At 62.3% G+C, this 22,990-nt stretch carries 21 protein-coding genes, 1 tRNA gene and 1 pseudogene; 11 read left to right on the forward strand and 12 right to left on the reverse strand.

The window, feature by feature from the left end:
• Positions 1 to 17: 17 nt before the first annotated feature.
• From Sa4125_RS07600 to Sa4125_RS07610, 3 genes and pseudogenes are all read right to left on the reverse strand, one after another.
• The gene (locus Sa4125_RS07600; RefSeq protein ID WP_224005497.1) at positions 18 to 572 is read right to left on the reverse strand and encodes a transposase family protein; all 555 of its coding nucleotides are present in this window, start codon (positions 570 to 572) and stop codon (positions 18 to 20) included.
• A gap of 64 nt (positions 573 to 636) precedes the next feature.
• Positions 637 to 1,044 (reverse strand): annotated as a pseudogene (locus tag Sa4125_RS07605) (transposase); the annotation flags it as partial.
• A 336-nt stretch (positions 1,045 to 1,380) separates the two neighbouring features.
• Positions 1,381 to 2,391, reverse strand: coding sequence for a sensor histidine kinase (locus tag Sa4125_RS07610; RefSeq protein WP_224005500.1), 1,011 nt, complete (start codon positions 2,389 to 2,391; stop codon positions 1,381 to 1,383).
• Between the two features lie 1,082 nt (positions 2,392 to 3,473).
• Here Sa4125_RS07610 and Sa4125_RS07620 point away from each other — a divergent pair.
• A complete protein-coding gene (locus Sa4125_RS07620) occupies positions 3,474 to 4,238 on the forward strand; it encodes a DNA methyltransferase (protein ID WP_224005506.1) in 765 nt (254 codons plus the stop codon).
• Positions 4,239 to 4,249: 11 nt separating this feature from the next.
• On the opposite strand, the gene Sa4125_RS07625 is transcribed toward Sa4125_RS07620, so the two are convergent.
• Both Sa4125_RS07625 and Sa4125_RS07630 read right to left on the reverse strand, forming a co-directional pair.
• On the reverse strand, positions 4,250 to 4,561 hold the full coding sequence (locus tag Sa4125_RS07625; protein ID WP_224005508.1) for a hypothetical protein: 312 nt from the start codon (positions 4,559 to 4,561) through the stop codon (positions 4,250 to 4,252).
• A gap of 62 nt (positions 4,562 to 4,623) precedes the next feature.
• Positions 4,624 to 5,025 (reverse strand): hypothetical protein, encoded by a 402-nt coding sequence (locus Sa4125_RS07630; protein ID WP_224005511.1) that lies wholly within the window; start codon positions 5,023 to 5,025, stop codon positions 4,624 to 4,626.
• 480 nt (positions 5,026 to 5,505) lie between these two features.
• Between Sa4125_RS07630 and Sa4125_RS07635 the strand changes: the two genes are divergently transcribed.
• The 5 genes from Sa4125_RS07635 to Sa4125_RS07655 all read left to right on the forward strand — a co-directional run bounded on the left by Sa4125_RS07635 (position 5,506) and on the right by Sa4125_RS07655 (position 10,417).
• Complete coding sequence (locus tag Sa4125_RS07635; protein WP_224005514.1) at positions 5,506 to 6,309, forward strand: restriction endonuclease; 804 nt, start codon at positions 5,506 to 5,508, stop codon at positions 6,307 to 6,309.
• Positions 6,310 to 6,414: 105 nt separating this feature from the next.
• Complete coding sequence (istA, locus tag Sa4125_RS07640; protein ID WP_223998973.1) at positions 6,415 to 7,947, forward strand: IS21 family transposase; 1,533 nt, start codon at positions 6,415 to 6,417, stop codon at positions 7,945 to 7,947.
• Positions 7,937 to 8,731: an IS21-like element helper ATPase IstB gene (gene istB, locus Sa4125_RS07645; protein ID WP_223998982.1), complete on the forward strand. Its 795-nt coding sequence runs from the start codon at positions 7,937 to 7,939 to the stop codon at positions 8,729 to 8,731. The genes istA (Sa4125_RS07640) and istB (Sa4125_RS07645) overlap by 11 nt, the downstream gene beginning before the upstream one ends.
• A gap of 547 nt (positions 8,732 to 9,278) precedes the next feature.
• Positions 9,279 to 9,917 carry a helix-turn-helix transcriptional regulator gene (locus tag Sa4125_RS07650; protein WP_224005517.1) on the forward strand — a complete coding sequence of 213 codons (639 nt, stop codon included), beginning with the start codon at positions 9,279 to 9,281 and terminating at the stop codon, positions 9,915 to 9,917.
• 110 nt (positions 9,918 to 10,027) lie between these two features.
• Positions 10,028 to 10,417 carry a hypothetical protein gene (locus tag Sa4125_RS07655; protein ID WP_224005521.1) on the forward strand — a complete coding sequence of 130 codons (390 nt, stop codon included), beginning with the start codon at positions 10,028 to 10,030 and terminating at the stop codon, positions 10,415 to 10,417.
• A gap of 854 nt (positions 10,418 to 11,271) precedes the next feature.
• Here Sa4125_RS07655 and Sa4125_RS07660 read toward each other — a convergent pair.
• Positions 11,272 to 12,041 (reverse strand): IS5 family transposase gene (locus tag Sa4125_RS07660; RefSeq protein ID WP_224000436.1). Its coding sequence is split into 2 segments (ribosomal slippage): positions 11,272 to 11,730 and positions 11,733 to 12,041, totalling 768 coding nucleotides; the frame shifts between segments, so codons are not numbered across the junction.
• 173 nt (positions 12,042 to 12,214) lie between these two features.
• On the opposite strand from Sa4125_RS07660, the gene Sa4125_RS07665 reads away from it, so the two are divergent.
• The 4 genes from Sa4125_RS07665 (at position 12,215) to Sa4125_RS07680 (ending at position 14,914) form a co-directional block, all read left to right on the forward strand.
• On the forward strand, positions 12,215 to 12,742 hold the full coding sequence (locus Sa4125_RS07665) for a hypothetical protein (RefSeq protein WP_224005524.1): 528 nt from the start codon (positions 12,215 to 12,217) through the stop codon (positions 12,740 to 12,742).
• A gap of 10 nt (positions 12,743 to 12,752) precedes the next feature.
• Positions 12,753 to 13,217 (forward strand): hypothetical protein, encoded by a 465-nt coding sequence (locus Sa4125_RS07670; protein ID WP_224005527.1) that lies wholly within the window; start codon positions 12,753 to 12,755, stop codon positions 13,215 to 13,217.
• Positions 13,201 to 14,178 (forward strand): hypothetical protein, encoded by a 978-nt coding sequence (locus Sa4125_RS07675; protein WP_224005530.1) that lies wholly within the window; start codon positions 13,201 to 13,203, stop codon positions 14,176 to 14,178. The genes Sa4125_RS07670 and Sa4125_RS07675 overlap by 17 nt, the downstream gene beginning before the upstream one ends.
• A gap of 397 nt (positions 14,179 to 14,575) precedes the next feature.
• A complete protein-coding gene (locus tag Sa4125_RS07680; RefSeq protein WP_224005533.1) occupies positions 14,576 to 14,914 on the forward strand; it encodes a LysR family transcriptional regulator in 339 nt (112 codons plus the stop codon).
• Between the two features lie 15 nt (positions 14,915 to 14,929).
• Here Sa4125_RS07680 and Sa4125_RS07685 read toward each other — a convergent pair whose 3' ends face one another.
• The 3 genes from Sa4125_RS07685 to istA (Sa4125_RS07695) all read right to left on the reverse strand — a co-directional run bounded on the left by Sa4125_RS07685 (position 14,930) and on the right by istA (Sa4125_RS07695) (position 17,472).
• Complete coding sequence (locus Sa4125_RS07685; RefSeq protein WP_224007642.1) at positions 14,930 to 15,028, reverse strand: type I restriction enzyme endonuclease domain-containing protein; 99 nt, start codon at positions 15,026 to 15,028, stop codon at positions 14,930 to 14,932.
• 216 nt (positions 15,029 to 15,244) lie between these two features.
• Positions 15,245 to 15,973, reverse strand: a complete 729-nt coding sequence (gene istB, locus Sa4125_RS07690; RefSeq protein ID WP_224005536.1) for an IS21-like element helper ATPase IstB — start codon at positions 15,971 to 15,973, stop codon at positions 15,245 to 15,247.
• Positions 15,973 to 17,472 (reverse strand): IS21 family transposase, encoded by a 1,500-nt coding sequence (gene istA / locus Sa4125_RS07695; RefSeq protein WP_224005539.1) that lies wholly within the window; start codon positions 17,470 to 17,472, stop codon positions 15,973 to 15,975. Before istA (Sa4125_RS07695) ends, istB (Sa4125_RS07690) begins: the two co-directional genes overlap by 1 nt.
• A gap of 138 nt (positions 17,473 to 17,610) precedes the next feature.
• On the opposite strand from istA (Sa4125_RS07695), the gene Sa4125_RS07700 reads away from it, so the two are divergent.
• A complete protein-coding gene (locus Sa4125_RS07700; protein WP_224005542.1) occupies positions 17,611 to 18,831 on the forward strand; it encodes a DNA cytosine methyltransferase in 1,221 nt (406 codons plus the stop codon).
• Between the two features lie 102 nt (positions 18,832 to 18,933).
• Here Sa4125_RS07700 and Sa4125_RS07705 read toward each other — a convergent pair whose 3' ends face one another.
• The 3 genes from Sa4125_RS07705 to Sa4125_RS07715 all read right to left on the reverse strand — a co-directional run bounded on the left by Sa4125_RS07705 (position 18,934) and on the right by Sa4125_RS07715 (position 22,891).
• A complete protein-coding gene (locus tag Sa4125_RS07705; protein WP_224005545.1) occupies positions 18,934 to 20,475 on the reverse strand; it encodes a hypothetical protein in 1,542 nt (513 codons plus the stop codon).
• A 257-nt stretch (positions 20,476 to 20,732) separates the two neighbouring features.
• Positions 20,733 to 20,822 (reverse strand) — tRNA-Ser (locus Sa4125_RS07710).
• A 239-nt stretch (positions 20,823 to 21,061) separates the two neighbouring features.
• A complete protein-coding gene (locus tag Sa4125_RS07715) occupies positions 21,062 to 22,891 on the reverse strand; it encodes a calcium-binding protein (RefSeq protein ID WP_224005547.1) in 1,830 nt (609 codons plus the stop codon).
• Positions 22,892 to 22,990 lie beyond the last annotated feature (99 nt).

Here is a 22,990-nt window from a genome sequence, read left to right on the forward strand (position 1 = left end):
GGGCGAGATCGGCGACGCTACCGTCGAGCTACACCACGGGCGGGGACACGACCAAAAGCCCAGTCATCGACGCCGACGGCGGCCAGAGGATCGAGAGGTTTACGGGCCCGGCGCCGAACGACGCGAATCAGCGTATCGTTGCTGACAGGGATCATCAGGCGTTTGGCAAAGGCGGCGCCCGGTCTCCCTCCGAGGGCGAGGCCGAGATGATGGACGATGGCCTCCATGCGTCCGGTGCGACGCGACCGTTCCGGAGCCGTCACCCCGAAACGCTCGGCGAAGATCTTCCTGCGGCAACCAAGGCCGTCGCATCGGAAGCGTCGCGTCACCAGTCGGAGCTGGACGGCTCGACCGGCCAGAGGCAGGTCAGCCAAATGGCGGTGATATCGGCTATGGACGCGGCGGGAGGGACGGTCGCAAGAGGGGCACATCGCGACCTGCACACGCGCCGATGCCGTTACGATCAAGATGCCGTCCGCCGACTCCTGATGATCTACGGCAAGCCCGGGCGGGATGAGGGATGAAAGCGGCAGGCGACATGACATGGCAGCGATCTCCATTGAAATCGCCATTCCCATCTCCAAACTGCACCGAAGATGAGTCAGACCCAAAATTGCACGCCGAATGACAGGCGATGCCCGCGTCATACCCGCAAACCCCTCCGCTTTCGGTGGTTTTGACGCTTTGGCTGTCGATCACGCCGGCTGTCGGACTGGCCTCGCGCCCTTCCAACTCGCGAGCGCCGATGACCAGAAGGCCGTTGATCGTCGACAGCAGAGCGCTGTCACGCCAGCCGTAGAAATAGCCGCGAACCGTGGATACCGGCGGAAAATCGGCAGGCAGCATTCGCCACTGGCAACCACTCGAGGCAACGTAAAGGATGGCGTTCATCACCTCCCGTAGGCAGGTCGTCCGCGGCCTGCCGCCACGCTTGGCCGATGGCAGCATCGGCGCAATCAGCGCCCATTCCCTTTCCGTCAGGTCGCTTGGATAGCGAACGCATCTGCGGCTATGCTCAAGCCGAGCGGTATCATCCCAGGCCATTTCGATTCCCCATCGTCTCGACAACGTACGGGAATCACAACCTGCTGATATCGCTCAACTCCTTTTCGCTCGGGCTCTAAGGGCGAAGATTCATATATTAGTCAATGGTTTGATCTTTCGGAGAGGAGCTTTCCAAGTCAGACCTTGAAAGCCCGGGCAGCGGTTCTGACGAACCCTCTCTTCAGACGCGTGTGTACCAAGGCTGTATCGACGTTCATGGCGCACGATCGTGTCGTGGGACCGGCAATTCGACAGCCTCGCTCGCAAAAGAGGCCATGTCCGCCGGATCGAAGTCTCGAACCGCAGATAGCTGCCTTCCGCTGGTCGTGGCCGCTTTCATTGAGCGAGCCGTTCGGGCGCAACTCGCAATGTCACCACGAGGCCGCTTTCAGACCAGTTGTAGTTGATGGCACCTTGCAGGTGTCCCGTGACGCTGCGCTCAACAAGCTTGCTGCCGTATCCTCGCTTTCCGACCGGCTCCCGAACCTGCGGACCGCCGCTTTCCGTCCAGACAATTGTGACGGCCTCGTCATGTGCGGAGCAGGAGACATCGAGGGTTCCTGTGTCGACCGACAGCGCGCCGTATTTGAGGGAGTTCGTCGCCAGCTCATGGACGACGAGTGCCATGACGTTCGTTGCCGCATCCCCGACGCGCATCCGGGGCACCGAGACCCTGATCCGTCCGCTGAAGGCCCCGAGGTCGTCGTAGGGCGCCAGCAGCACAGTCAGCAGATCGCCCAGGAGCGACGACGCCGCCTCCGTCTGCCCGGCGACGGGACGAACGAGATCATGTGCCCGACCCAGGGCCATCAGCCTGAGGGTGAGTTCGTGGGCCATGTCGGATGTGGTCTTGGTCGATCGCGAGGTTATGGCCGTCAGTCCGGAGGCGATGGCGAGGAGGTTCTTCACCCGGTGGCTCATTTCACCGGCCAGGAGTTCGCGTCCTTCCTCGGCTTGCTTTCGACCCGTCACATCCAGAAAGATCCCAAACATCACCCGCTTCACGATGCCGGCATCATCCCCTTGCCCGCGCGCGGATATCCATTTGAGCTCTTCGCCGATCATGATCCGGAAGTCGATCTCGTAGGGGCCAATGATCGCACGCGTCGCGTTGAAAGCGGCCCGGACCCGGTCGCGGTCCGCGGGATGGATATGCGCCGACAGGTCCTCGAAGTTGACGTCGATGCCGCGCGGAATGCCCCAGAGGTCATATGCCGGGTCGTCCATCGCCAGCGCGTCGGTGTCGACATTCCAGGACCACAGCGTGACGCCGGCAGCTTCGATGGCCCGGACGAGGTTCTCCGGTTCCCACAGAAGGGGTTTCAGCTTGTCCGCGGTGTCGACCATATCCACTCCTTATCGCTTCCATGCCGTCGCTTGATGCCTCAGCTCTTCGGGATCGCTAAGAAAAGACCATTGGCAAATTGGTCATGCCGACGCAATCGCCCGGATGCTGCAAAAAGAGCGCCGTGCTTCCGGTTTCGATCAAGCGGCTTTTTAGGCTTTCGCCCGCGGCCCCTTCGTCGAAAGCGCCCGATGTCGCCCGTCCCACACCCTGAGGACATCGCCGCTCTCGAGGAGCGCAGTCCAATTGGCGAGATCGATAGGTCGCCGGGTCCCTCCGCCCCGCGCCGGCGAAGGGCTCCGGTTGCGGGTCGAATACGCCCTGTCTACTGTTACGCGAATGGGCGGGGCGGAATCGGCATGGCGGGCAGCGTAGAGGCGTTCATTGCGCGGTGGCAGGGACGCGAGGGCGGACAGGAGCGGGCGAACTACGGCCTGTTCCTGACCGAGCTCTGCACCGTCCTCGATCTTCCGCAGCCGGACCCGGCAGAGGCGACGTCGGAGGGGAACGACTACGTCTTCGAACGCGGTGTCCGGGAGACCGCGCGCGACGGGTCTTCCTCGGTCAAGCGCATCGACCTCTACAAGCGAAACTGCTTCATCCTGGAGGCTAAGCAGTCTGCCGCAGGAGGAGATCGGCGAGCTCCTGGCGGCTGCCGAGCGAAATTGGCGCGAGGTCGAGCCGGCCATCTTCGGCACGCTCCTCGAACAGGCGCTCGACCCGACCGAGCGTCGTCGCTTGGGCGCCCATTACACGCCGCTCGCCTATGTCGAGCGGCTGGTCATCGCGACCGTCATCTACCCGCTCCGGGCGGACTGGGCAGAGGTCCTGTCGACCGCAGAGCGCCAGAAGGCGGCCGGTCGCGGCAAGGACGCGATCGCGACCGTCCAGGCGTTCCACGACAGGCTCTGCGAGTCGAAGGTGCTCGACCCTGCCTGCGGCACCGGAAACTTTCTCTACGTCTCGCTCGAACTGATGAAGCGGCTGGAGGGCGAGGCGCTGGAGGCCGTCGCCGATCTCGGCGGGCAGGAAGCCCTGACGGGCCTTGCCAGCCACACGGTCGACCCGCACCGAGTTCCTCGGGATGGAGCTGAACCCCCGCGCCGCCGCCATCGCCGAACTCGTGCTCTGGATCGGCCATCTGCATTGGCATGTCCGCACCAAGGGCGGCGAGCTGGGCGAGCCGATCCTGAAGGCGTTCCACAACATCAGGGCGATGGATGCCGTGCTCACCTGGGACGGCTATCCCCGCACCACGGTCGTCGACGGCCGCGAGACCTACCCGAACCCGAAGCGTCCGGACTGGCCGAAGGCGGACTTCATTGTCGGCAACCCGCCCTTCATCGGCGGCAAGGACCTGCGCGCCCGCATGCCGCCCGGCAAGGTCGAGGCGCTCTGGGCCGCGCACAAGCACATGAACGAGAGCGCCGACCTCGTGATGAATTGGTGGGACCGCGCCGCCGAAATCCTCCTGAAGAAGGGCACGCCCCTCCGCCGCTTTGGCTTCGTAACGACGAACTCGATCAGCCAGCTGTTCCAGCGCCGGGTGATGGAAAAGTACCTGACGACGAAGAAGCCGCTGTCGATCGTCATGGCGATCCCGGATCACCCGAGGACGAAGCAAACGCGTGACGCCGCCGCCGTGCGCATCGCGATGAACGTGGCGGAGGCGGGGAAGAAGGAGGGGCTGCTCTACGAGGTGACGTCGGAGGCGCGTATCGACACGGACGCGCGGATGATCGGATTGCGCGAGTTGGCGGGGGCGGTGAATTCGGATTTGACGGAAGGGGTGGATGTGACGAAGGCGTTGCCCCTTTGTCAAACGAAGGCATCTGCTCGCCGGGCGTGAAGCTTCACGGATCAGGCTTTATCGTCGCGCCAGAACATGCCGTCGCCCTTGGTCTCGGTCGAAGGCAGGGGCTGAAAAACCATATTCGCGAGTATCGCAACGGCAGAGACCTGACCGCTCGCTCGCGCGGCGTGATGGTGATCGATCCCTTTGGGCTTACCGCAGACGCGGTTCGAGACCGATTTCCAGAGGTCTATCAGCATCTCCTGCGAACCGCGAAGCCAGATCGGGAAGCGCAGTTCGCAAAGTCCGCAACGAAGGATTCCGAAGGCTATCTGCGATCCTGGTGGCTCTTCGGAAAGCCGCGGCAGGAACTGCGACAAGCCATGGCGCCCCTCCCACCCTATGTCGCCACCGTCGAAACAACCAAGCACCGCGGTTTCCGCTACTCGATGCCTCGATAGTGCCCGACAACATGCTTGTTGCCGCCGCCATCGCCGATGCCTTTGCGATCGGCATCTTTTCCTCGCGCGTCCACGCGATCTTCGCGCTTCGCGCCGGCGGCTGGTTGGGGATCTGCAACGACCCGCGCTACTCGAAATCCCGCTGATTCGACCCTTTCCCATTCCCCGTCGCGTCCGACTCCCAAAAATCCACCATCCGCGCCATCGCCGAAGACCTCGACGCCCACCGCAAGCGCGTTCTCGCGGACCACGCGCATCTGACCCTGACGGGCCTCTACAACGTCCTCGAACGCCTGCGCGCAGGCATCAAGCCTGCCGATCTCGACCCGAAGGAGCGCATGATCTTCGACGACGGCCTCGTGCTGATCCTGAAAGAGCTGCACGACCGCCTCGCTGTCGCGGTGGCCGAGGCCTATGGCTGGCCGGTCGACCTTCCGGAGGAGGACCTGCTCGGCCGGCTCGTCGCCTTGAACAAGGAGCGGGCGAAGGAGGAGAAGCGCGGGCTCGTGAGCTGGCTGCGTCCGGACTACCATATCCCGTGCTTCGCTCGGAAAAGGAGAAGGCCAAGCAGATCGAAGCCGATCTCGGGGGCGCGACGGAGAGTGCGGCGCCGGGGGCCAGGGAAGCCTTTCCGAAGGGCGAACTGGAGCAGACCGTCGCTAACATGGCCGCGCTCGCTTATGCAGGCGGCCCCTTGATGCCGCGACGACTGCTGCCGGCTTCAATCCCGGCCGCAACGTCCGCTCGGCCGTCGCCGACGTTCTCGTCGCGCTCTACCGCATGGGGCAGGCGGCCTCGTCCGACGGCGGCAAGACGTTCACCCTGAGACGGGCGGCATGACATGGCGGCATGAAGACGGGGCAATGACGGCGGATATTCCGAGAACCGATTCCTTCTATCGGTTCGTGATCGTCGCGCTCGATGCCATGGGCGGTTCCGGATCGGTCAGCGAGATCGACGACCGGGTGGCGGCCGACCTGAAACTCGGCCAGGATATGCTGGACCAGACCTATAAGAAAACGGGCGTCGCCATCGTCGCCGACCACATCGCCTGGGCGCCCTCCTATCTCAAGATCGCCGGCCTTGCCGACAATCCCTCGCGCGGCATCTGGATCCTGATCGACGACGGCCGCAAGGCGCTCGGCGTCGACGACCGCGTGCTGCGCAGGGTCGTCTCCGAAGCCGCCAAGGCGCGCGCCAAAAAGGAGGGCGGTAAGGCGATTGCCGAGGACCGTCACGAAATCCTCGAGGCGAACGGGCCGGTCCCCCGAGACGAGGCTTCGCCGCTCTGGTCCGACCGGCCGCTCGCCATTCTCCTCGCGATCAAGCCCGATGCCTTCGAGCGTCTCTGCCAGCGCGTGCTGCGGGAATCGGGTTTCACCAAGGTCGACGTGACCGGCCGTTCCGGTGACGGCGGCATCGACGGCAGCGGCGTGCTGCGCATGAACCTCGTCTCCTTCACCGTTCAGTGCAAGCGCTGGCAGGGCTCGGTCGGCTCGGGCGTCGTGCGCGACTTCCGCGGCGCCATGGTCGGCCGTTCCGACAAGGGCCTCATCATCACCACCTCGACCTTCACCGCCGATGCGAGGCGGGAGGCGACGCGCGCCGGCGCGCCGGCGATCAACCTCGTCGACGGAGAGACGCTCTGCGATCTCCTGCGCTGTTGATTTCCACCCGGAACTGACCCGGGACAGCGCCTGATTTCCACTGAGATTTGACCCATGTGACCTTTCCCCGAGCGCGGCGAGCGAGGGGACAATGGAGTGATCTACATGGGACTTTTGAACGTCATCCGCCGCTTGGCTTTGCGAGAGAAGCTACCGATCCGAGAGATAGCCAGGCGGACCGGGCTCTCGCGGAACACCATCAAGAAGTATCTGAAGGCCGGCACGATCGAGCCGAAGTTCTCGGTGCCGGAGCGGCCGAGCAAGCTCGACCCGTTCTCCGACAAGCTTGCAGCCTGGCTGAAGGCCGAAGCATCAAAGTCACGTAAGCAGCGCCGGCCTTTGACGCACTTGCATGCAGATCTCGTCGCTCTCGGGTTCACCGGTTCCTACAACCGTGTGGCCGCGTTCGCCCGCGAATGGCTTGCGGAGCGGCAGCGCGAGCAGCAAACGACAGGGCGCGGCATCTTCGTTCCCCTGTCTTTCCGCCCCGGCGAAGCCTTCCAGTTCGACTGGAGCGAGGACCATGCGGTGATCGGCGGCGACCGCACCAGGCTTCAGGTCGCGCATATCAAGCTGGCGCACAGCCGAGTGTTCCTCGTCCGTGCCTATCTGCTCCAGACCCACGAGATGCTGTTTGACGCTCATTGGCACGCCTTCCGCGTCTTCGGCGGCGTGCCTGAGCGCGGCATCTACGACAACATGAGAACGGCGGTAGACCGCGTCGGACGCGGCAAGGAACGCCAGATCAACCTGCGTTTCCTCGCCATGACAAACCACTATGTCTTCAAGCCGGAGTTCTGCAATCCGGCCTCTGGTTGGGAGAAAGGGCAAGTCGAGAAGAACGTGCAGGATGCGCGGCCGCGTCTGTGGCAGCCGATGCCGAACTTTCCCGATCTCGCCACGCTGAATGCCTGGCTCGAGCAGCGTTGTCTGGAGCTCTGGCGGGAGATCCCACATGGCCGTCTTGCCGGGACCGTCGCCGATGTCTGGGCCGAAGAGCAGCCCACCTTGATGTCGCTACCGCCTGCCTTCGACGGGTTCGTCGAGCAGAGCAAGCGCGTCTCGCCTACTTGCCTGATCAGCTTCGAACGCAACCGCTACAGCGTGCCGGCTTCTTTTGCGAACAGGCCCGTCAGCCTCCGTGTCTACCCGGATCGTCTGGTCATTGCGGCCGAGGGGCAAATCTTGTGCGAGCATGAACGGCGGATCGAGCGATCGCATCATCTGCCGCCGCGAACGATCTACGACTGGCATCATTATCTGGCGGTGATCCAGCGCAAGCCCGGCGCGCTGCGCAACGGTGCTCCTTTCGCTGAACTGCCGTCAGGCTTCCGGCGATTGCAGGATCAGATGTTGCGACGGCCCGGTGGCGATCGCGAGATGGTCGATATCCTTGCCCTGGTCCTGCACCATGATGAGCAGGCGGTGCTGGCCGCAGTGGAGCTGGCACTGTCAGAGGGGGTCGCCACCAAGACCCACGTGCTCAACATCCTGCACCGTCTGATCGACGGAAAGACGATCGACGGCCCGGCCATCGACACGCCGCAAACGCTGCTGCTGCGCCGAGAGCCCAAGGCCAATGTCGAGCGCTACGACGATTTGCGCGCCCGCAGGAGTGGAGGCCGCCATGCGTCATGATCCCGCCAGCGGCGCCGTCGTCATCATGCTGCGCAGCCTCAAGATGTATGGCATGGCCCAGGCCGTCACCGACCTGATTGAGCAAGGCGCGCCTGCCTTCGAAGCCGCCGTGCCGATCCTGACGCAGCTCCTCAAGGCCGAGATGGCGGAACGCGAGGTGCGCTCGATCGCCTATCACATGAAGGCAGCACGCTTCCCGGCCTACAAGGATCTGGCGGGCTTCGACTTCTCAGCCAGCGAGATCAACGAGGCCACGGTGCGCCAGCTCCATCGCTGCGAGTTCATCGAAGGAATGGAGAATGTCGTGCTGATCGGCGGGCCGGGCACGGGCAAAACCCATGTCGCGACCGCCCTTGGCGTTCAGGCCGTCGAGCATTATCGCCGGAAAGTTCGGTTCTTCTCGACCATCGAACTCGTCAACATGCTCGAACAGGAGAAAGCCAAGGGCAAAGCCGGCCAACTGGCCGAGACCCTCGTCCGTCTCGATCTCGTGATCCTGGACGAGCTTGGATACCTGCCATTCAGTGCCTCAGGCGGTGCGCTGCTCTTCCACCTGCTGAGCAAGCTCTACGAGCGCACCAGCGTCGTCATCACGACCAATCTGAGCTTCAGCGAATGGGCCACCGTCTTCGGCGATGCCAAGATGACCACCGCGCTGCTCGATCGCCTCACACATCGTTGCCACATCCTGGAGACTGGAAATGACAGCTTCCGCTTCAGAGCCAGCACCGACGCCGCCACCCGCAAGAGGAAGGAAAGCGCACATGCCTTGACCCACACATGACCCACTCAGCATAACTCAGAGCCGGGTCAATTCTCGATGGAAAACCCGGGTCAGTTCCGGGTGGAAATCAACACGTTGCCGTCAGTCGGCCGAGCGAAACCCGAAGGGGCGAAAGCCCAAAGGATTCGCGATGGACGACAGGGATTCGCAGTTGGAAACGATAGCCGGAGGGTCGCCGGGAAAGGTGCATTGGGGTTCCGCCCTGGGTACACGGCTGGGTACATCAGCCGTTTGGGCGGGGATTTCATAAACGATATCAACCAGTTGCACTGGCGGAGAAGAAGGGATTCTCCCGAGCGCGTCCAAAAGGCCCAGAAAACAAGGGTTCTGAAACCGCTTTTCGGCGGAGTGTTTACCATTGCTGTGTATCGGCGTCCACCAGATCTCCGGTCGCTTGAAGGGCTGAGCTGAACCCGTCACGAGGATGCGTCCGCAGCTTTCTGCTGCGGCGTCTCAGGACGTGTTGCGCTCGGACGCTGGTTACCTTATCGGCATTGTTGGGGTAACAGACGGTTGCGGTTGCTCTAAGCAGCACCGTTGGTGATACATGCAGGACGACATCATCCCCTTCGTACTTGCGGCGCATCAGAATGGGCAATGCGAGACCCTCGACCAGGCTAAGGCTTTGTTGCGCTCTTTGTCTGTCCGCCCCATGCGGAACGTGAACCTGTTCGTTATGGACATGCGCTCCAACGATCCACTTGGCTTCGGCATGCTGGAGACGAAGCAGAATGTTGACCTGCGAGGCGGGGTCGCCCGGCTAGGCGACTACCCCGATAGGAGATGGGTCGAGCAAGATGTCATTCCCCACTACCTCAGGGTCAAAGAAGAAAACCAAGCCAGCGTCAGGCAGATGCGTTCGAGGATCCAAGACGTCGTTGCCGTTTTCGATCGAGTCGTCGTTCCCGTTTTACGCACTGGCGCTGGAACACCTGATTGGGCTTTCTCCCTTACGCGGACTCGTTTCGTGCTTCCCGTAGACGGGACGGCGCTGAGCACTCGGGAAGACGATGTCCTCGACCTTTTGATTTCCGGTCATTCGGCGAAAGAGATTGCCATGCTCTTGGACCTCTCCTTCAGGACGGTTGAGCACCACATTTCAGCGATCAAAACCAAACTGGCGGCGAAGAACGTCGCGCATGCAACAGCCATCGGCACCGCCCGCAAGCTCGGGCTTTCAGAATAGGTAGAAATACATTCAGTCAAATTTCGGCGGCAAATTAAGAGTTTTTTATAAGCCCGCGACTAATGCTCTCCCCCGTAAGCACTTCTAAATTTCACAACCCGGGGCCAGACATGTCGAATATTAGCACTACAGAAAGCATAATTTCCCCTGAATCCCGTTCGCTCGGCTATGTTGCTGGGGCCGCTCTTCTCGTTTTTCCAATCGCTACGCCGATCATCGCAATGATCGATCGAAAAGAGGCATCACCACTTCTGCAATCTCACTACCTCTATCAGGCCGGCACCTTCTGGAAGAGCCTCATCTTGGCCATCGTCTTGACGCTGGCGTGGTTGGTGACGATGGCGGCGATGTTCGTCATTCCCCCACTCGCCCTCCTTTCGCCGGTCTTGGCCATCGGCGCCGTGGCACTCTCGGTCTGGTACGTGGCAAGGGCCATCAAGAGCCTCGTCTATCTCAGCCGCGGTAAGATCTTGTCTAAGCCGGGGACGTGGGCAGTCTGAAATCTGTGGGTCGCCGCGGCAGTTGGCACGCGATCGCCGCGGCAGGCATATGGCGCTGAGGCTTCACGTCGAAGCCTATCACTTGGGCGTCGCCTAGCCACTTCGTTCTGCGCCCATTCTCAATTGACGGTGCGCTGCTAATAGCGCGCCGCAGAGTGGGTGCTCCTTTCCATCATCTCCGGAAACACCCCATGCGTATCTCTATCGCCATTCTGGCAGCGCTGCTCTGCGCCGCTCCGGCTCAAGCCCGGACGCTCGACATGTCGGACGAAGCTACGGCATCACTTTTGCGAGCTTACCTTTCGAACTTGCCTCCGGATTTTGAAGAAATGGCATTGCGGACGGATGCCGTTCGGCAGGCCTCGGAGTTCGACCGCGCCGCCGTTCTAGTATCCGAGATCGATCGGCTCCGTCGCGACTACACGGGGATGGCCGACGTCGACGGGATCGTGCTCCGCCTATCCGACAGTCTCGGCGAGTACGATGCGGCGGCCGCCGGCTTTCCCCTGCGGACCTTCGGCCCCGACATCTATGTGCCCCTCGGGGGCACGAAGATCGTTTTCGACAACTACCGAGACTTCGCTGCCTGGAAACTGCCGGTAGCCGAAGCGAAGAGTGTGTTATCGCAGACCGAAAGGTTGGGTAGGACAGTTGACCTGGAACTGACGGTCAGGCCGTTTGCTGTCTCACGGGATCGCGACGGCGCGCTTCGGACTCAGGTGCGCTCGGTTCGCATCACGTCTGGCGGGAAGGTGATCGGCACTATGACGACGGAAGCGCCCGACGCGCCCATGCAACGGGCGGGCGATGTTGCCGCCTCTGCTATTACCGACGAGCGGCTAGACATGCTTGGCCTAGGCAGTGTGGACAAAGTGTCTGATCCACAATCGGATGGATGCCACGAGAACGAAGCCGAGAAAGCTGTCTGCGGTCTTGTCGTATCGCGTGGCCAGCCGCCGACTGTGTTTCAGCTTTGAGAAGCAGCGCTCGACGAGGTTTCTCAGGCCGTAAATGTATCCGTCAATGACGGGTTGGACCTTGCGGTTTCGCTTTGCGGGGATGACCGCGGCAACGCCTCTGGCCTTGAGGTCGGCAAGGATGAAGTCGGCGTCGTATCCCTTGTCGGCGAGCAGGACACAGGGCTTGGGACCGGGCTGGTCCATGACCGGCGCATAGCCTTTCATATCGGAGACCTGACCGCCGCTCAGCGTGATAGCGACAGGGAGGCCTCGAGCATTGCTGCGGAGATGGATCTTGGTCGAGAAGCCACCACGAGAGCGGCCAAGACTTTGGTCCTGATCCCTTTTTTTAGCGCGCCGGCGGCGTGCTGATGGGCGCGGATAATGGTAGAATCGATCATTTGAACGCTGTCATGACCCGTGCCGATCTCATTCAGCGCCTCCAGTATCACGTCCCAGAGCCCCGCCTGCGTCCAGCGCCGGAACTGGCGATAGACGGAGTTCCAGGCTCCGAAATCGCTGTGTAGATCACGCCACGCCGTCCCCGTTCGGGCGATCCAGAAGACCCCGTCGAGCACCAACCGATGATCGCGAGGCCGTCTACCTCGCCTCGGACCCTTCTCGACCACGAACGGCTCGAAGAAGGCCCATTCCGCATCCGACATCAAACCTCGAACCAACACCGCCCTCCGCAAAGAGCAGCCTTGAATCAGTCAGCAGGTGATTTGGGAATCCCCTTTGTCCACACCGCCTAAAGGTCGGATCTTCCTATTCCGACTACATCACCTGGGCAGCGAGGAGCGGTCTCGTCGCGGAACTCATGGACAAACCATACACTATGGTCGCGTCCTACAACTTCAGCGCCCGCGCCGACGGACTGCCCGGTCCCTGGTCGCCGGTTCGCCCGCCCGCTGCTTTCCCACAGTTGTCGATCGCAGGGGGAGAATTCGACTGCAAGAGCCAACTCGATAAAGAGAAGCTTTGCGGTACCGTGCACTTCTCCGCCGAGCCTTTGATGGAGAGTAAGCGCGTCCTATCGATGCAGATGGTCCAAAACGTCGTTGGCATGACGCCTGAGCAGATCGTCGCCAAACTCGGCGAGAAGTACGGTCCACACACCGACTCCTTCGACGTCGTCGTGTCGGGCGAGAGCAGCCATCGCGCCCGTCAGTACGTCTGGGGCGCGCCGTTCCCACTGGACGACAAGAACAGTGGCTCCGTGACGTTTGCGCGGCAGGAGAACAACTGGCAGATCGAGGCCGTTGTGTTCGAACCCGAAATGAACCGCGCGGTACTGCTGCTTCAACTTATCGGCGCGAGACGGGGCAGCGATGCCGTCGCCGGCGCATCAGACGTCCGACTCTAGGGAGACCGCGATGGCACAGCTCATTCCGATCACCGGCAGGGTTACTGAACTCAGCAACTCCCACTTCGCTCAGAATTGGACCAACTACGGTTCTGTCCACATCAGGGAGGACGACGGACGAGTAACCCAAGTGCGGCTCGCCATCGTGACCTCGGAGATGCCGAACGCTCTGGCTGTCGGGACCCGCGGCACCTTCTACTTCCGCAAGATGCACTTGTTGGGCAGCACGAGGCAGCTCTTGGCGGCTTGCGAAATCGACGGGCAGTTGAGGACGGCATCCGTCACCAAGGGCGCCATCACCTTCGGGATCATCACACTCGTGAGCATTCTCTTCATCCCGCTGTTGGTTGGCCTGATCGCGTTTCCCTTGTGTCTCGCGACCGCGATCTCCTATGCCCGGACGCAAAGTCAGATCTCGGCGCTGCGCCTCAACCCGTCATCCGGTGTGGAGGTGCTCCGTGTCCGTACGATATGAGACCGCGCCGCTGCTCACCCTTATCTTCGTCGCCCTTTCACTCGTTGGCGGCACCGCCAAGGCCGAGAGCGTCTACACGGACGTCGCCTCGTGCCGTGCGCAAGACCTCGGCCCGGACGAGTTCGTGCGGCACTGCAAAGGACCGAAGGGCTATGCTGCGTCCCTCCATTATTTCGATGGTCGGGCGGTCCCTGCTTTTGGCAAGTCCAGACCGGGGACGAAGGACGAGCCCTATCTCGAATCGGCCGACCTGGAACCCATTGAAATCGGCGTCGGCGTGCCCTTCGGCAAAAAAATCGAATGGGTGATGAGGGGGGGCGAACCCTGCGCAGCGATACTGCGGGTCGATACCCGGCAGGGAGAAAGGCTCGTCGTCTCCGCTCTGGATGGTGCTTCGTCACGGGTCGGAATGGCCCGGAAGAACGTGGAGGCACGTCAAATGGCGAGCACAGCCTGCAAGCGGAGGGTGGCGGCACAGCCAGGTGGCAGGGAGCCAGTCGTTCCAACCGAATCAGCGATCAAACCGACGGGGCTTCCCAGAGTGGGGGACGTCTTGCCCATCTGTTCGAAATGCCCCGGGCCTTTGATCACAGAGGTCTCCGCAGGCAGGACCATTACGGTCGTTGCACGGATCGCCCGTCCTCAGGCGAAGGAGCATTGCAGCGCCTGGTACGTCGACAATCCGGAAGGCGAAGCCGATTGCGTCGAAGGCGTCCTGCGCGATTACGGTGAAAGCCGCTTCACGGCCGCCGCCATGTGCAGCGAACAGTCGATCGTCACGGAGGGTGTCAAGTATCGCTACGACGGTCCAGGGCTGGACGAATTCGGCGACAGGACGCCTCAGTGGCTGGATCTTAATACAGGAACCCGCGCGGAGTTGTCCTCCGCCGGTGCCCGCCGGACCGTTTCGGCACAGTTTGAGACCCTCTGCCCCGGCATGCTCGCGGGCATGGGTTTCTAAGCGGTTAGGACGGCATCCTTGCAGTCTGCCGGTGCAAATCCGGCCAACGAGGGTTCGGATTTCCAAAATGCAAAGTGCTACAGGGGGTGCAGTTCGAGATTTCCGAAAGCCAAGTTAGAATGGGCCGCAGCGCCCGGCGTATCGCTTTGGTCGGGACAGCGACCCTGCAACCCGCTCTCCCGCATCCACCTCAACGGGTCGAAGTCATCGAACTAACCCTTCGAAAAAATCGAAGAGACCGCTGCGTCGCGGGAAGGTTCCCGAGTTTAGAGCATTCGGATTTTTCGAAATGCCGACTCTTAGGGAGAGCGTAACGTTCGAGGGTTTCGAAGGGAGGGCGTGACGGTGCGCTGATACGAACTTGCATATGCGTCGTGCCGACTGACTGGAGAATACGATGACCATCGAGAATCTGTCCCGCCCCACGACCGCACTACGACTGAAGGATTTGCAGTTGGGAATCGAGCTTGTGATCGAGGCGCTCGAACAGGAGCGAGGCGCTCGCGATCGAATTGCCACGCGATACGGGATCCAAAAATCGGTGATCACCGACTGCGTCCACCGGATCGAAAGCTATTTCGGCGTTAACCTGTTCGCCGGGACCGCGCGGATCGCGGTTACAGCCGCGGGCCGGGAACTGGCTAAGCGCGGCCCCTCGGTGTTCGATGCTCTCGAAGAGTTGGAGCAGGGGCTACGCGATGCCGAGACGAACGCGCATGTCTCTTCGTCAAGCTAACGGCCGCGCATACCTCTAAGCCTGCACCTCCCGCAAGAAAACCTCGGCCTGCGTGAGTACCGTCTGAACCGCCTCGTCAGCAAGGTCCGGCGGATAGCCGAACCGCTTCAGAATGCGCTACACGAGGATCCGCATCTTCGCCCGGGCGCTCTCGCGGTGGTGCCAGTCGACAGTCGCATTGTTCTGGAGTGTCAAATCGCGTCCAACCGTGACCCCTTTTCGCGTCCAATATTGACCCCTGCGCTGACGTTGTCGCCGACATGCAAAAGGGGCCCGATCGGGCCCCTTTTGCATGTCGGCGTTCGGGATGATGGATTCCGTGTTTGAGGATTAGCTTCGGTTTTTGAAGCGCCAGCTCGTGTTGCCGGTTTCGATGATGTCGCAGTGGTGAGTGAGGCGGTCGAGCATCGCCGTGGTCATCTTGGCATCGCCGAAGATCTGCGGCCAATCGGCGAAGGCGAGATTCGTCGTGATCAGCAGTGAGGTATGCTCGTACAGCTTGCTGATGAGATGGAAGAGCAGTTGCCCGCCGGCCTGGCTGAACGGCAGGTAGCCAAGTTCGTCGATCACGACGAGATCGTATCGCAACAGGTTCTCAGCCAGGCGGCCTCCCTTGCCGGCAGCCTTTTCCTGCTCGAGTTGGTTGACCAGGTCCACGAGATTGTAGAACCGCCCTCGGGCATGAGAGCGGACCACTGCGGCCGAAGTGGCGATGACCAGATGAGTCTTTCCGGTGCCGGTCCCGCCGATGAATATGGCGTTGCGCTTGGCCTCGAGGAACGCGCCGGTGGCGATCTCGCGCACCTTGGCCTCGTCGATCGTCGTGTCGGCAAAGCGGAAGGCGTCCAGATCCTTCAGCACCGGGAACTTGGCACTGGCGACACGGTAGACGATGGAGCGGGCCTGACGATGGTTGTGCTCGGCCCGCAAGAGACTGGCGAGCAATGGGTAGAGTTCGTCGCGGCGTTGCAGGCCCTTGCCGGTGATCTCGTCGAAGCTGGCGCGCATGCCCTGGAGCTTCAGATCTTCCATCATGGCCAGAAGGTCGTGGCGCTCCATCACGCCACCTTCCGGATGCTGTCGTAGCGGGCGCAGTCGGCCAACGGCGGGGCCTTCAAGGCCAGCATCGCGGGAATCTCGATGCTGGACACCGGCGGCGGCTGAAGCTGCCGGGCGAGGATCGTCAAGATCACGTCGCCATGGCAGATCCCGGCCTCTACAGCCTCGGTGCAGGCGGCCTCGACGGCATCAAGCCCATGATCGAGGACGGCGCCGAGCACTTTGACGAACTGGCGGTCGCCGTCGTCGTGCCGCTTCAGATCGGCACGGACCTGCGCCAGAGCGGGCGGCAGGTCCCAGTCCTTGAACGGCGCTCCGTTGCGCAGCGCCCCCGGCTTCTTCAAAAGCACCGGCAGATAATGCCAGGGATCGTAGATGACCTGGTCGCGACGGAATTGCCGCGGATGATCGGCGACGATCTCGCTCTCGAACAGAACGACGACCCGCTCGGCATAGGTTCGCACCAGGACCGTCTGGCCGGCGGCCCGGGCGTCGACGCTGTAGCGGTTGTAGTCGGCCATGACGAGGCAGGTCGTGCTGGCCCGGACCGCCTTCTCGACGAACCCTTCGAACGGCGAGCGAAGCTCCATCAGCGCCAGCTTCTCCTCCTGGAAGACCTCCCAGACGGTCCGATCCTTGAACTCGGGATGACGGGTGCGCTTGGCATAGGCGATGCACTGGTCTTCAAGCCAAGCGTTCAGCTCCTCGAGGCTTGCTACCTTGGGCTTGGGCCGGAATATCTGGTCGCGCAGGTTGCCGACCTGGTTCTCCACCTGGCCTTTCTCCCACCCTGCCGCGGGCGTGCAGGCCACCGGCTCGATCAGGTGGTGCGAGCACATCTGCAAGAAACGGCGGTTGTACTGACGGGCCTTGCCCACGAAGATCGTCTCTACGGCCGTCTTCATGTTGTCGTAGATTCCGCGACGACAAACTCCGCCGTAGAAGGCGAACGCCTTGTCATGGGCGTCGAAGACCAGTTCCTGCGTCTCCCGGAAATAGGCGCGGACGAACGGCATCCGGCTGTGCGACAGGCGCATGTGAGCGGCCTTCACCATCAGCGGCAGTCCCTGGAGCGTGATCGTCTCGTGGCTCCAGTCGAACTGGTAGGCCTCGCCAGGTGCGAAGCTCATCGGCACGTACGCCTTTGCTGGAAGACGAGAGCGCTCCTGACGCCATGTCCGGGCAAACCGATGAACGCTGTCGTGGGCCCCGTCATAGCCGCGACCGCGCAGCTCCTCGAAAAGACGCTGCGTCGAGCGGCGCTCCCGACAGGGCAGCGCGGCTTCCGCTTCCAGGATGGCCGTCAGGTCCTCGACATAAGCCCCAAGCTTCGGCGCCGGCTGAACCTCGCGCTCGTATCGGAACTCAGTGTCGTCGCCGCGAACAACTTTGCGGACCGTCGTCCGCGACACTGAAAACTCCCGGGCGATCGTCTTGATCCCCCGCCCTTGGTCGTGAAACGCACGCCGTATCTGTCCAATCAAATCCACGCCAATCATTCCCCAGCATCGCCCTCCACGGCCCGAAAGGCCGGAAAAGCGGAAACCTAAAACATCGCAGCAGGGGGTCAGTTTTGGACGCGAAATACCCCGCTCAGGGGGTCAGATTTGCATGCGATTTTACACAGCAGGTTCGACTTGGCGAACCTGCTGGAGATGGCGCCGACGATCGCGCAACTCCAGCCCGACATCATCGTCGGGGGGCCTCCTTGTCAAGATTTCTCCTCAGCGGGAAAGCGAACGGAAGGTCGAAACGCCAGCCTGACGCTCGGCTTCGCGATTGCGATCGTAACGGCGAGGCCGGCGTGGTTCGTAATGGAGAACGTCATCGCTGCCCGGAAGACGCAGACCTATGCCCGCGCCCGCGCCCTCTTCGTGAAGGCCGGCTATGGCCTGACGGAAGTCTCTCTCGACGGCAGCCGCTACGGCACCCCTCAAATGCGCCGGAGATTTTTTGCGATCGGGCGCCTTGGCGAGGCGGACGGTTTCCTTGCGTCGGCCATAGCTGAGGCCGCGTCGCCTCACAGGATGTCGGTCCGGGATGAGCTTGGCGACGACGTGGGTGTACATCCCGGCGGGAACCACCCGCCGGAGGCCCGCGCGTTCTTCATGCGTCCATACACCGGACATTCGGGTGTCCGGTCGATCGACGGCCCGTGCCCGACCCTCCTGCGGAGCGCACATGAGGGGCCGCAGAACTGGTACGTCGATCATGAGCGGGACATGGGACCGTCAGCGGACATTCCCCCGCTGCCGATGGATGTACTGTCACGCATCCAGGGGTTTCCTGCGGACTGGAACTGGCTCGACATCCCCCAGAACCGCAGACGGATGTTGATGATCGCGAACGCGGTTCCGCCGCCGCTAGCCGAAGCGGTCGGGCGCGCGATCCTCGCTCGGGCACACGGGGAGACGATCCCGACAACTGAGAAGGCGTTCGACAAGTGGCTCCAGAAAGGCCGTAAGGGTCTCAAGGACCAAGCGCTCCGGAACCGCCGCTTGAATCTCAAAAAGGCGCGCCGTCTTTTGGGCGGACGAATCCTCGCAAATATCGACGCCGAACTGGCGTTGCTGGAAAAGGCGGAGGGGTTCGCGGAGCTTTCCGTCCGGTCGAGGTCCGAACTACGCGGGGCTTTGCGGTCTCATGCGAAGTGGCGAGCCGAGGTGGCTGCGGCGAAGGCGCTGAAAGCCGAACTCAAGCTTTACGACGGAATGACCGAGGCTGACTTCAATGCGCGCGCTCGCGAAGAAGAAGCCATCGAAGCGGACCATCTCCCCTTCAACCCGCGGGTGGCCGCGTCTCTCCAAGCTTCACGCGGAAACATGGGGGAGCTGTCCAATACGGTTGAGGTATCCTGATCCCCCACCCGAACTAGCGTTCGCCTCCGACCCTCCCCCCGGGGAGGGTCTTACGCCCTCGCGGCGGCGATGTGATCCGCCCGGCTCGTGCCGGCTAAGCCGTCACTCCCCGGCCGCGGTTGAGGCTGCTCGAACCTTCTTCCGCCTAAGCTGCCGCGCTGGGCCACGGGTGGTCCGGTAGGGCGACAGGTCCAGCCCCTCGGGCAAGGGCATCGCCGCCAGCACCTCGACTTCGTCGGCGCGCAGCGTCTTCGAGCCGTAGCTCTCCTCGACCGTCTTGAACGCGTGCCCCGTCTGCATGCTGGATGTCCGGGGATCGACCTTTGCGATACGGAGGAGGTCCTTGGCGCTGTGACGCGATGAGTGGAACACGGTCGCGAGCCGCGTGTGCAGCCCGTACGCTCGAAGTCGCGCTCCCTGACGCTTCGAGGCGGTGTCGGCCGGATCGGCGATGTCGCGATGTAGATGCGGGAACACCCATTCGCTATCCCGACGCGCCTTCGCGTAGGCGACGAATCCGACCTCGACCAGTTCTTGGTGCAAGGCGAACAGGCGACGGCTGCCGTCGTTCTTGATCTGGCGGATTTCCGCTTTGCCATTGATCGTCAGATACCTCATGAGGTTCGCGACCCAAAGGCCCGGCCGGACTTCTTGGATGTCACCGCCCTGGAGGTAGGCCAACTCGCCGATGCGGGCGCCGGTGAGGGTGCCGAGCAGCGGCAGCCAGTAGTCGTCTGGACGGACCTCTTTCGTAGCGCGCGCGAACCATGTGTTCAGCGCCTCGACGCTGAACGGCTCGCGCGTGACGGCCTTCGGGGCGTGCGCTGGCGGGGTGACGGTCATTCCGGTGAAGGGCGAGTCGAATTCGCGATCGACAGCCAGCCACTCGAACGCGCCGACGACGGCGCCGACATAGGTGACGATCGTTGTTTCCGACCGACAGGGCGGAATGGGTTTTCCCGCTTTCCGGCGTTCCGCGATTCTGCCCGCGATTTCCAACGGCGTGGAGCCTTGGAACTCCTTGAGCTTGGTCCAGTGGTTCGGCATGTCGGCGATGATCTTGCCGAAGGTCCGTAAGTCCTTCTTGACGTATGCCGACAACGGCTTGTCGCCGACGATGGCGATGAACTCGCCGAGCTTGCCGGCGATGCCGATCGCGTAAGCCTCCGACCTGCCAGCGTCCCGGACCGATTGCGTGTAGGCGCCGACACACGAACTGAGCAACGGCAGACCGGGAACCTCGGGGACGACGGGAGGCAACGGCGAAGCGACGGGGGCCACAGCCGCGTTGGCAGGCTGAGGGTCGATCCGCCGTCCGATGGTGAGGGCGAGGTCGACGAACCGCTCGTGGCTCGCCCGTTCCGACGACCACGCGGCTTCATCCTGCGCCAGCGCCGCGCCGACGACGTCGAGCCTTGTCCGGATCGACGCCAGCGCCTTCCTGCGGGCATCCTGCGCGGCGGCGGCGGAGCGGTGATGCGCGGCGAGTTCCCGCGAGTCGGGATCGTCGTGCCCGCCGTGCTGATCGGCCTCCGAGCGGGCCGACGCAGCTTTCAGCCCAGCCCAGCGGATTCCGCGGTCAAGCGTTTCCAGCTCGGCGGCCAGAACGGCCAGGCTGCGGATCAGGGTTTCGCGGTCGGCCATGCCAGCATCCCAAAGCTCGTGACAGTGAGCCGCAAGCCTAGTCGCTCTGCGTTGAGCTTCCGTTGCCGTCAGTCGGCCGAGCGAAACCCGAAGGGGCGAAAGCCCAAAGGATTCGCGATGGACGACAGGGATTCGCAGTTGGAAACGATAGCCGGAGGGTCGCCGGGAAAGGTGCATTGGGGTTCCGCCCTGGGTACACGGCTGGGTACATCAGCCGTTTGGGCGGGGATTTCATAAACGATATCAACCAGTTGCACTGGCGGAGAAGAAGGGATTCGAACCCTCGAAACGGTTCCCCGTTTACGCCCTTAGCAGGGGCGCGCCTTCGACCACTCGGCCACCTCTCCGAGGCGAGGTACTAAAGGGGTTCGCGGTTCTAATCAAGGGGATTCGGCGCCTAAACTCGCGCGCAAATCCAGCAAGATTGGTCTGCTTCGTGCAGTATGGAACGCGCGGACGGGCTATCGCGAGGCCGTTCTGCGGCACACGCCGTTTTTTCCGCTATGCCGCCGAAGACCTGATGATCGACGGGCCCTCGACCAGTCGCCCGTTACCGGCGGGCGACTGCTTCGTTCTTGGCCAGGAATCAGAAGAAGATGAAATCATCCGCGGTGAGATTGGCGAGCGAGAAGTTCTTTAGTGCGATCCTGTCGCCGGAACCCGCATCGATCAGGACGTCGCCCCCGATTTGCTGCGAGGAGGCCATGACAGCAGCGTAGTTTGCGAAGATCGATTGCGACATCTGGATCTTGTCGACGCCGTTCTGAAAGTCGAAGATCTGGTCAGTGTCGAAATCGCGGGCCGTGTACTGAAACGCGTCGGCGCCGCCCTCGCCATAGAGATAGTCGTTGCCGCCTTCGCCGCGCAGCGTGTCACCGCCGTCGCCGCCCCGCAGCGAGTCCCCGTCCGCTCCGCCCCAGATCGTATCGTTGCCGCCGAAGCCGAAAATCGAGTCAGCGCCGGCGTTGCCGCTGATGGCGTCGCTATAGTTGGCGCTACCAGGGTCGTCGCCGTAGATGAAATCGTTGCCGTCATTGCCGGAGATCGAGTCGCCGTCCGCCCCGCCGTTGATGAGGTCGCCTTCCGTGCCGCCCGAGATGGTATCGGCACCTGCGCCGCCTGTGATCGTATCGGCCCCCTCGCCACCCGACAAATTGTCGGCACCACCGGCGCCGTTGAGCTTGTCGCCGCCGTCACCGCCTGCGATCGAATTGGCGCCTGTATTGCCATTGATGACGTTCGCCAGGCCGTTGCCAATCCCCGAGAGATTGCCCGATCCTGTCAATGTCAGGTTTTCGACCTGGCCAAGAATGACCGCCGAGTTGGCGAGGTCGAAGCTGATGGACGAGATGACCGTATCGTTGCCGTTTCCACCGTCGTCACTTTCGTCGACGACGTCGCCGGAATTATCGACGTAGTAGGAATCGTTTCCGGCGCCACCCCGCATGATGTCGGCGCCCGCAAGCCCGTTCAGCGTATCATTGCCGCCGAAGGTGCGAATCAGGTTGGCGCCGGAACTGCCGGTGACCACGTCGTTCGCATTGGTCGCCCGTACATTCTCGATGCTGACGAGCGTGTCCTGGCTGCCAAAGCCATCGATGGCTATTCCGGTCGTCAAATCAACGTTCACGCCGCGCGTGCCGCCTTGCCGGTCATCACGGTCGTATCGAACCGTGTCCACCCCGCCGCCGCCATCGATCGAGTCTCGTCCGCCGAGGCCGTAAAAGACTTCGCCCACGCTCGATCCTACGAAGACGTCGGCAAAAAGAGTGCCGCGGTAGCCTTCGAAGTTCACAAAGGTTTCCGAGTTACCGAACGGATCGATAACGGTTCCCGTCTGGGCGTTCAGGTTGATGCCACTGAAGGCTGCCGGATCGAAATAGGATGTCTGGAAGGACAGCTGGTCGACGCCGTCGCCGCCGTCGTACGTGTCTGTTCCCTGGCCGCCGTCGATGTAGTCGTCGCCATCGCCGCCGTTCAGCGTATCGTTGCCGGTTTCACCGTAAAGATCGTCGCCGCCGGCCTGACCGATCAGGACATCGTCGCCATTCAGCAGCCAGCGCCCGATATTGGGGCCGTAAGCATTGAACGCTGCCTCGAAATTCTCCAGCGACCGGTTGATATCGGTCAGCTGGTTCACCAGTGTCGTGCCGTCCGCCAACAGGAATTCGGCAGTCTGTATCGTTCCGCCGGTGGCAGCACCCTGGGAGTCGTAGGTGAAACCGGTGCCGATGAGCCGGAACTTCAACCCGCCGCCTGCGTCGAACATCTGTTCGGTTGCGGAGAATGATGTTCTTGTAAGAGATCCAAGAAAGAAAAGGTCTGTAAAACTGATATTGTAATCCACCCCTGGGATCGAGGGTGTATAGTTTTCTGGATAAACGCCGCCAGGAAAGTATGATGTGCCGTTTGCCAATGTATTTCTCTCCATTCCAGATTTCGAAACAACGATTTCGGTACGGTCCGTGTAACCCTAGGTTAGGCAAATTTTTCAAGTGCGTGCAAGCCTGTGAAC

This window comes from Aureimonas sp. SA4125 (assembly GCF_019973775.1).
GTDB lineage: Bacteria > Pseudomonadota > Alphaproteobacteria > Rhizobiales > Rhizobiaceae > Plantimonas.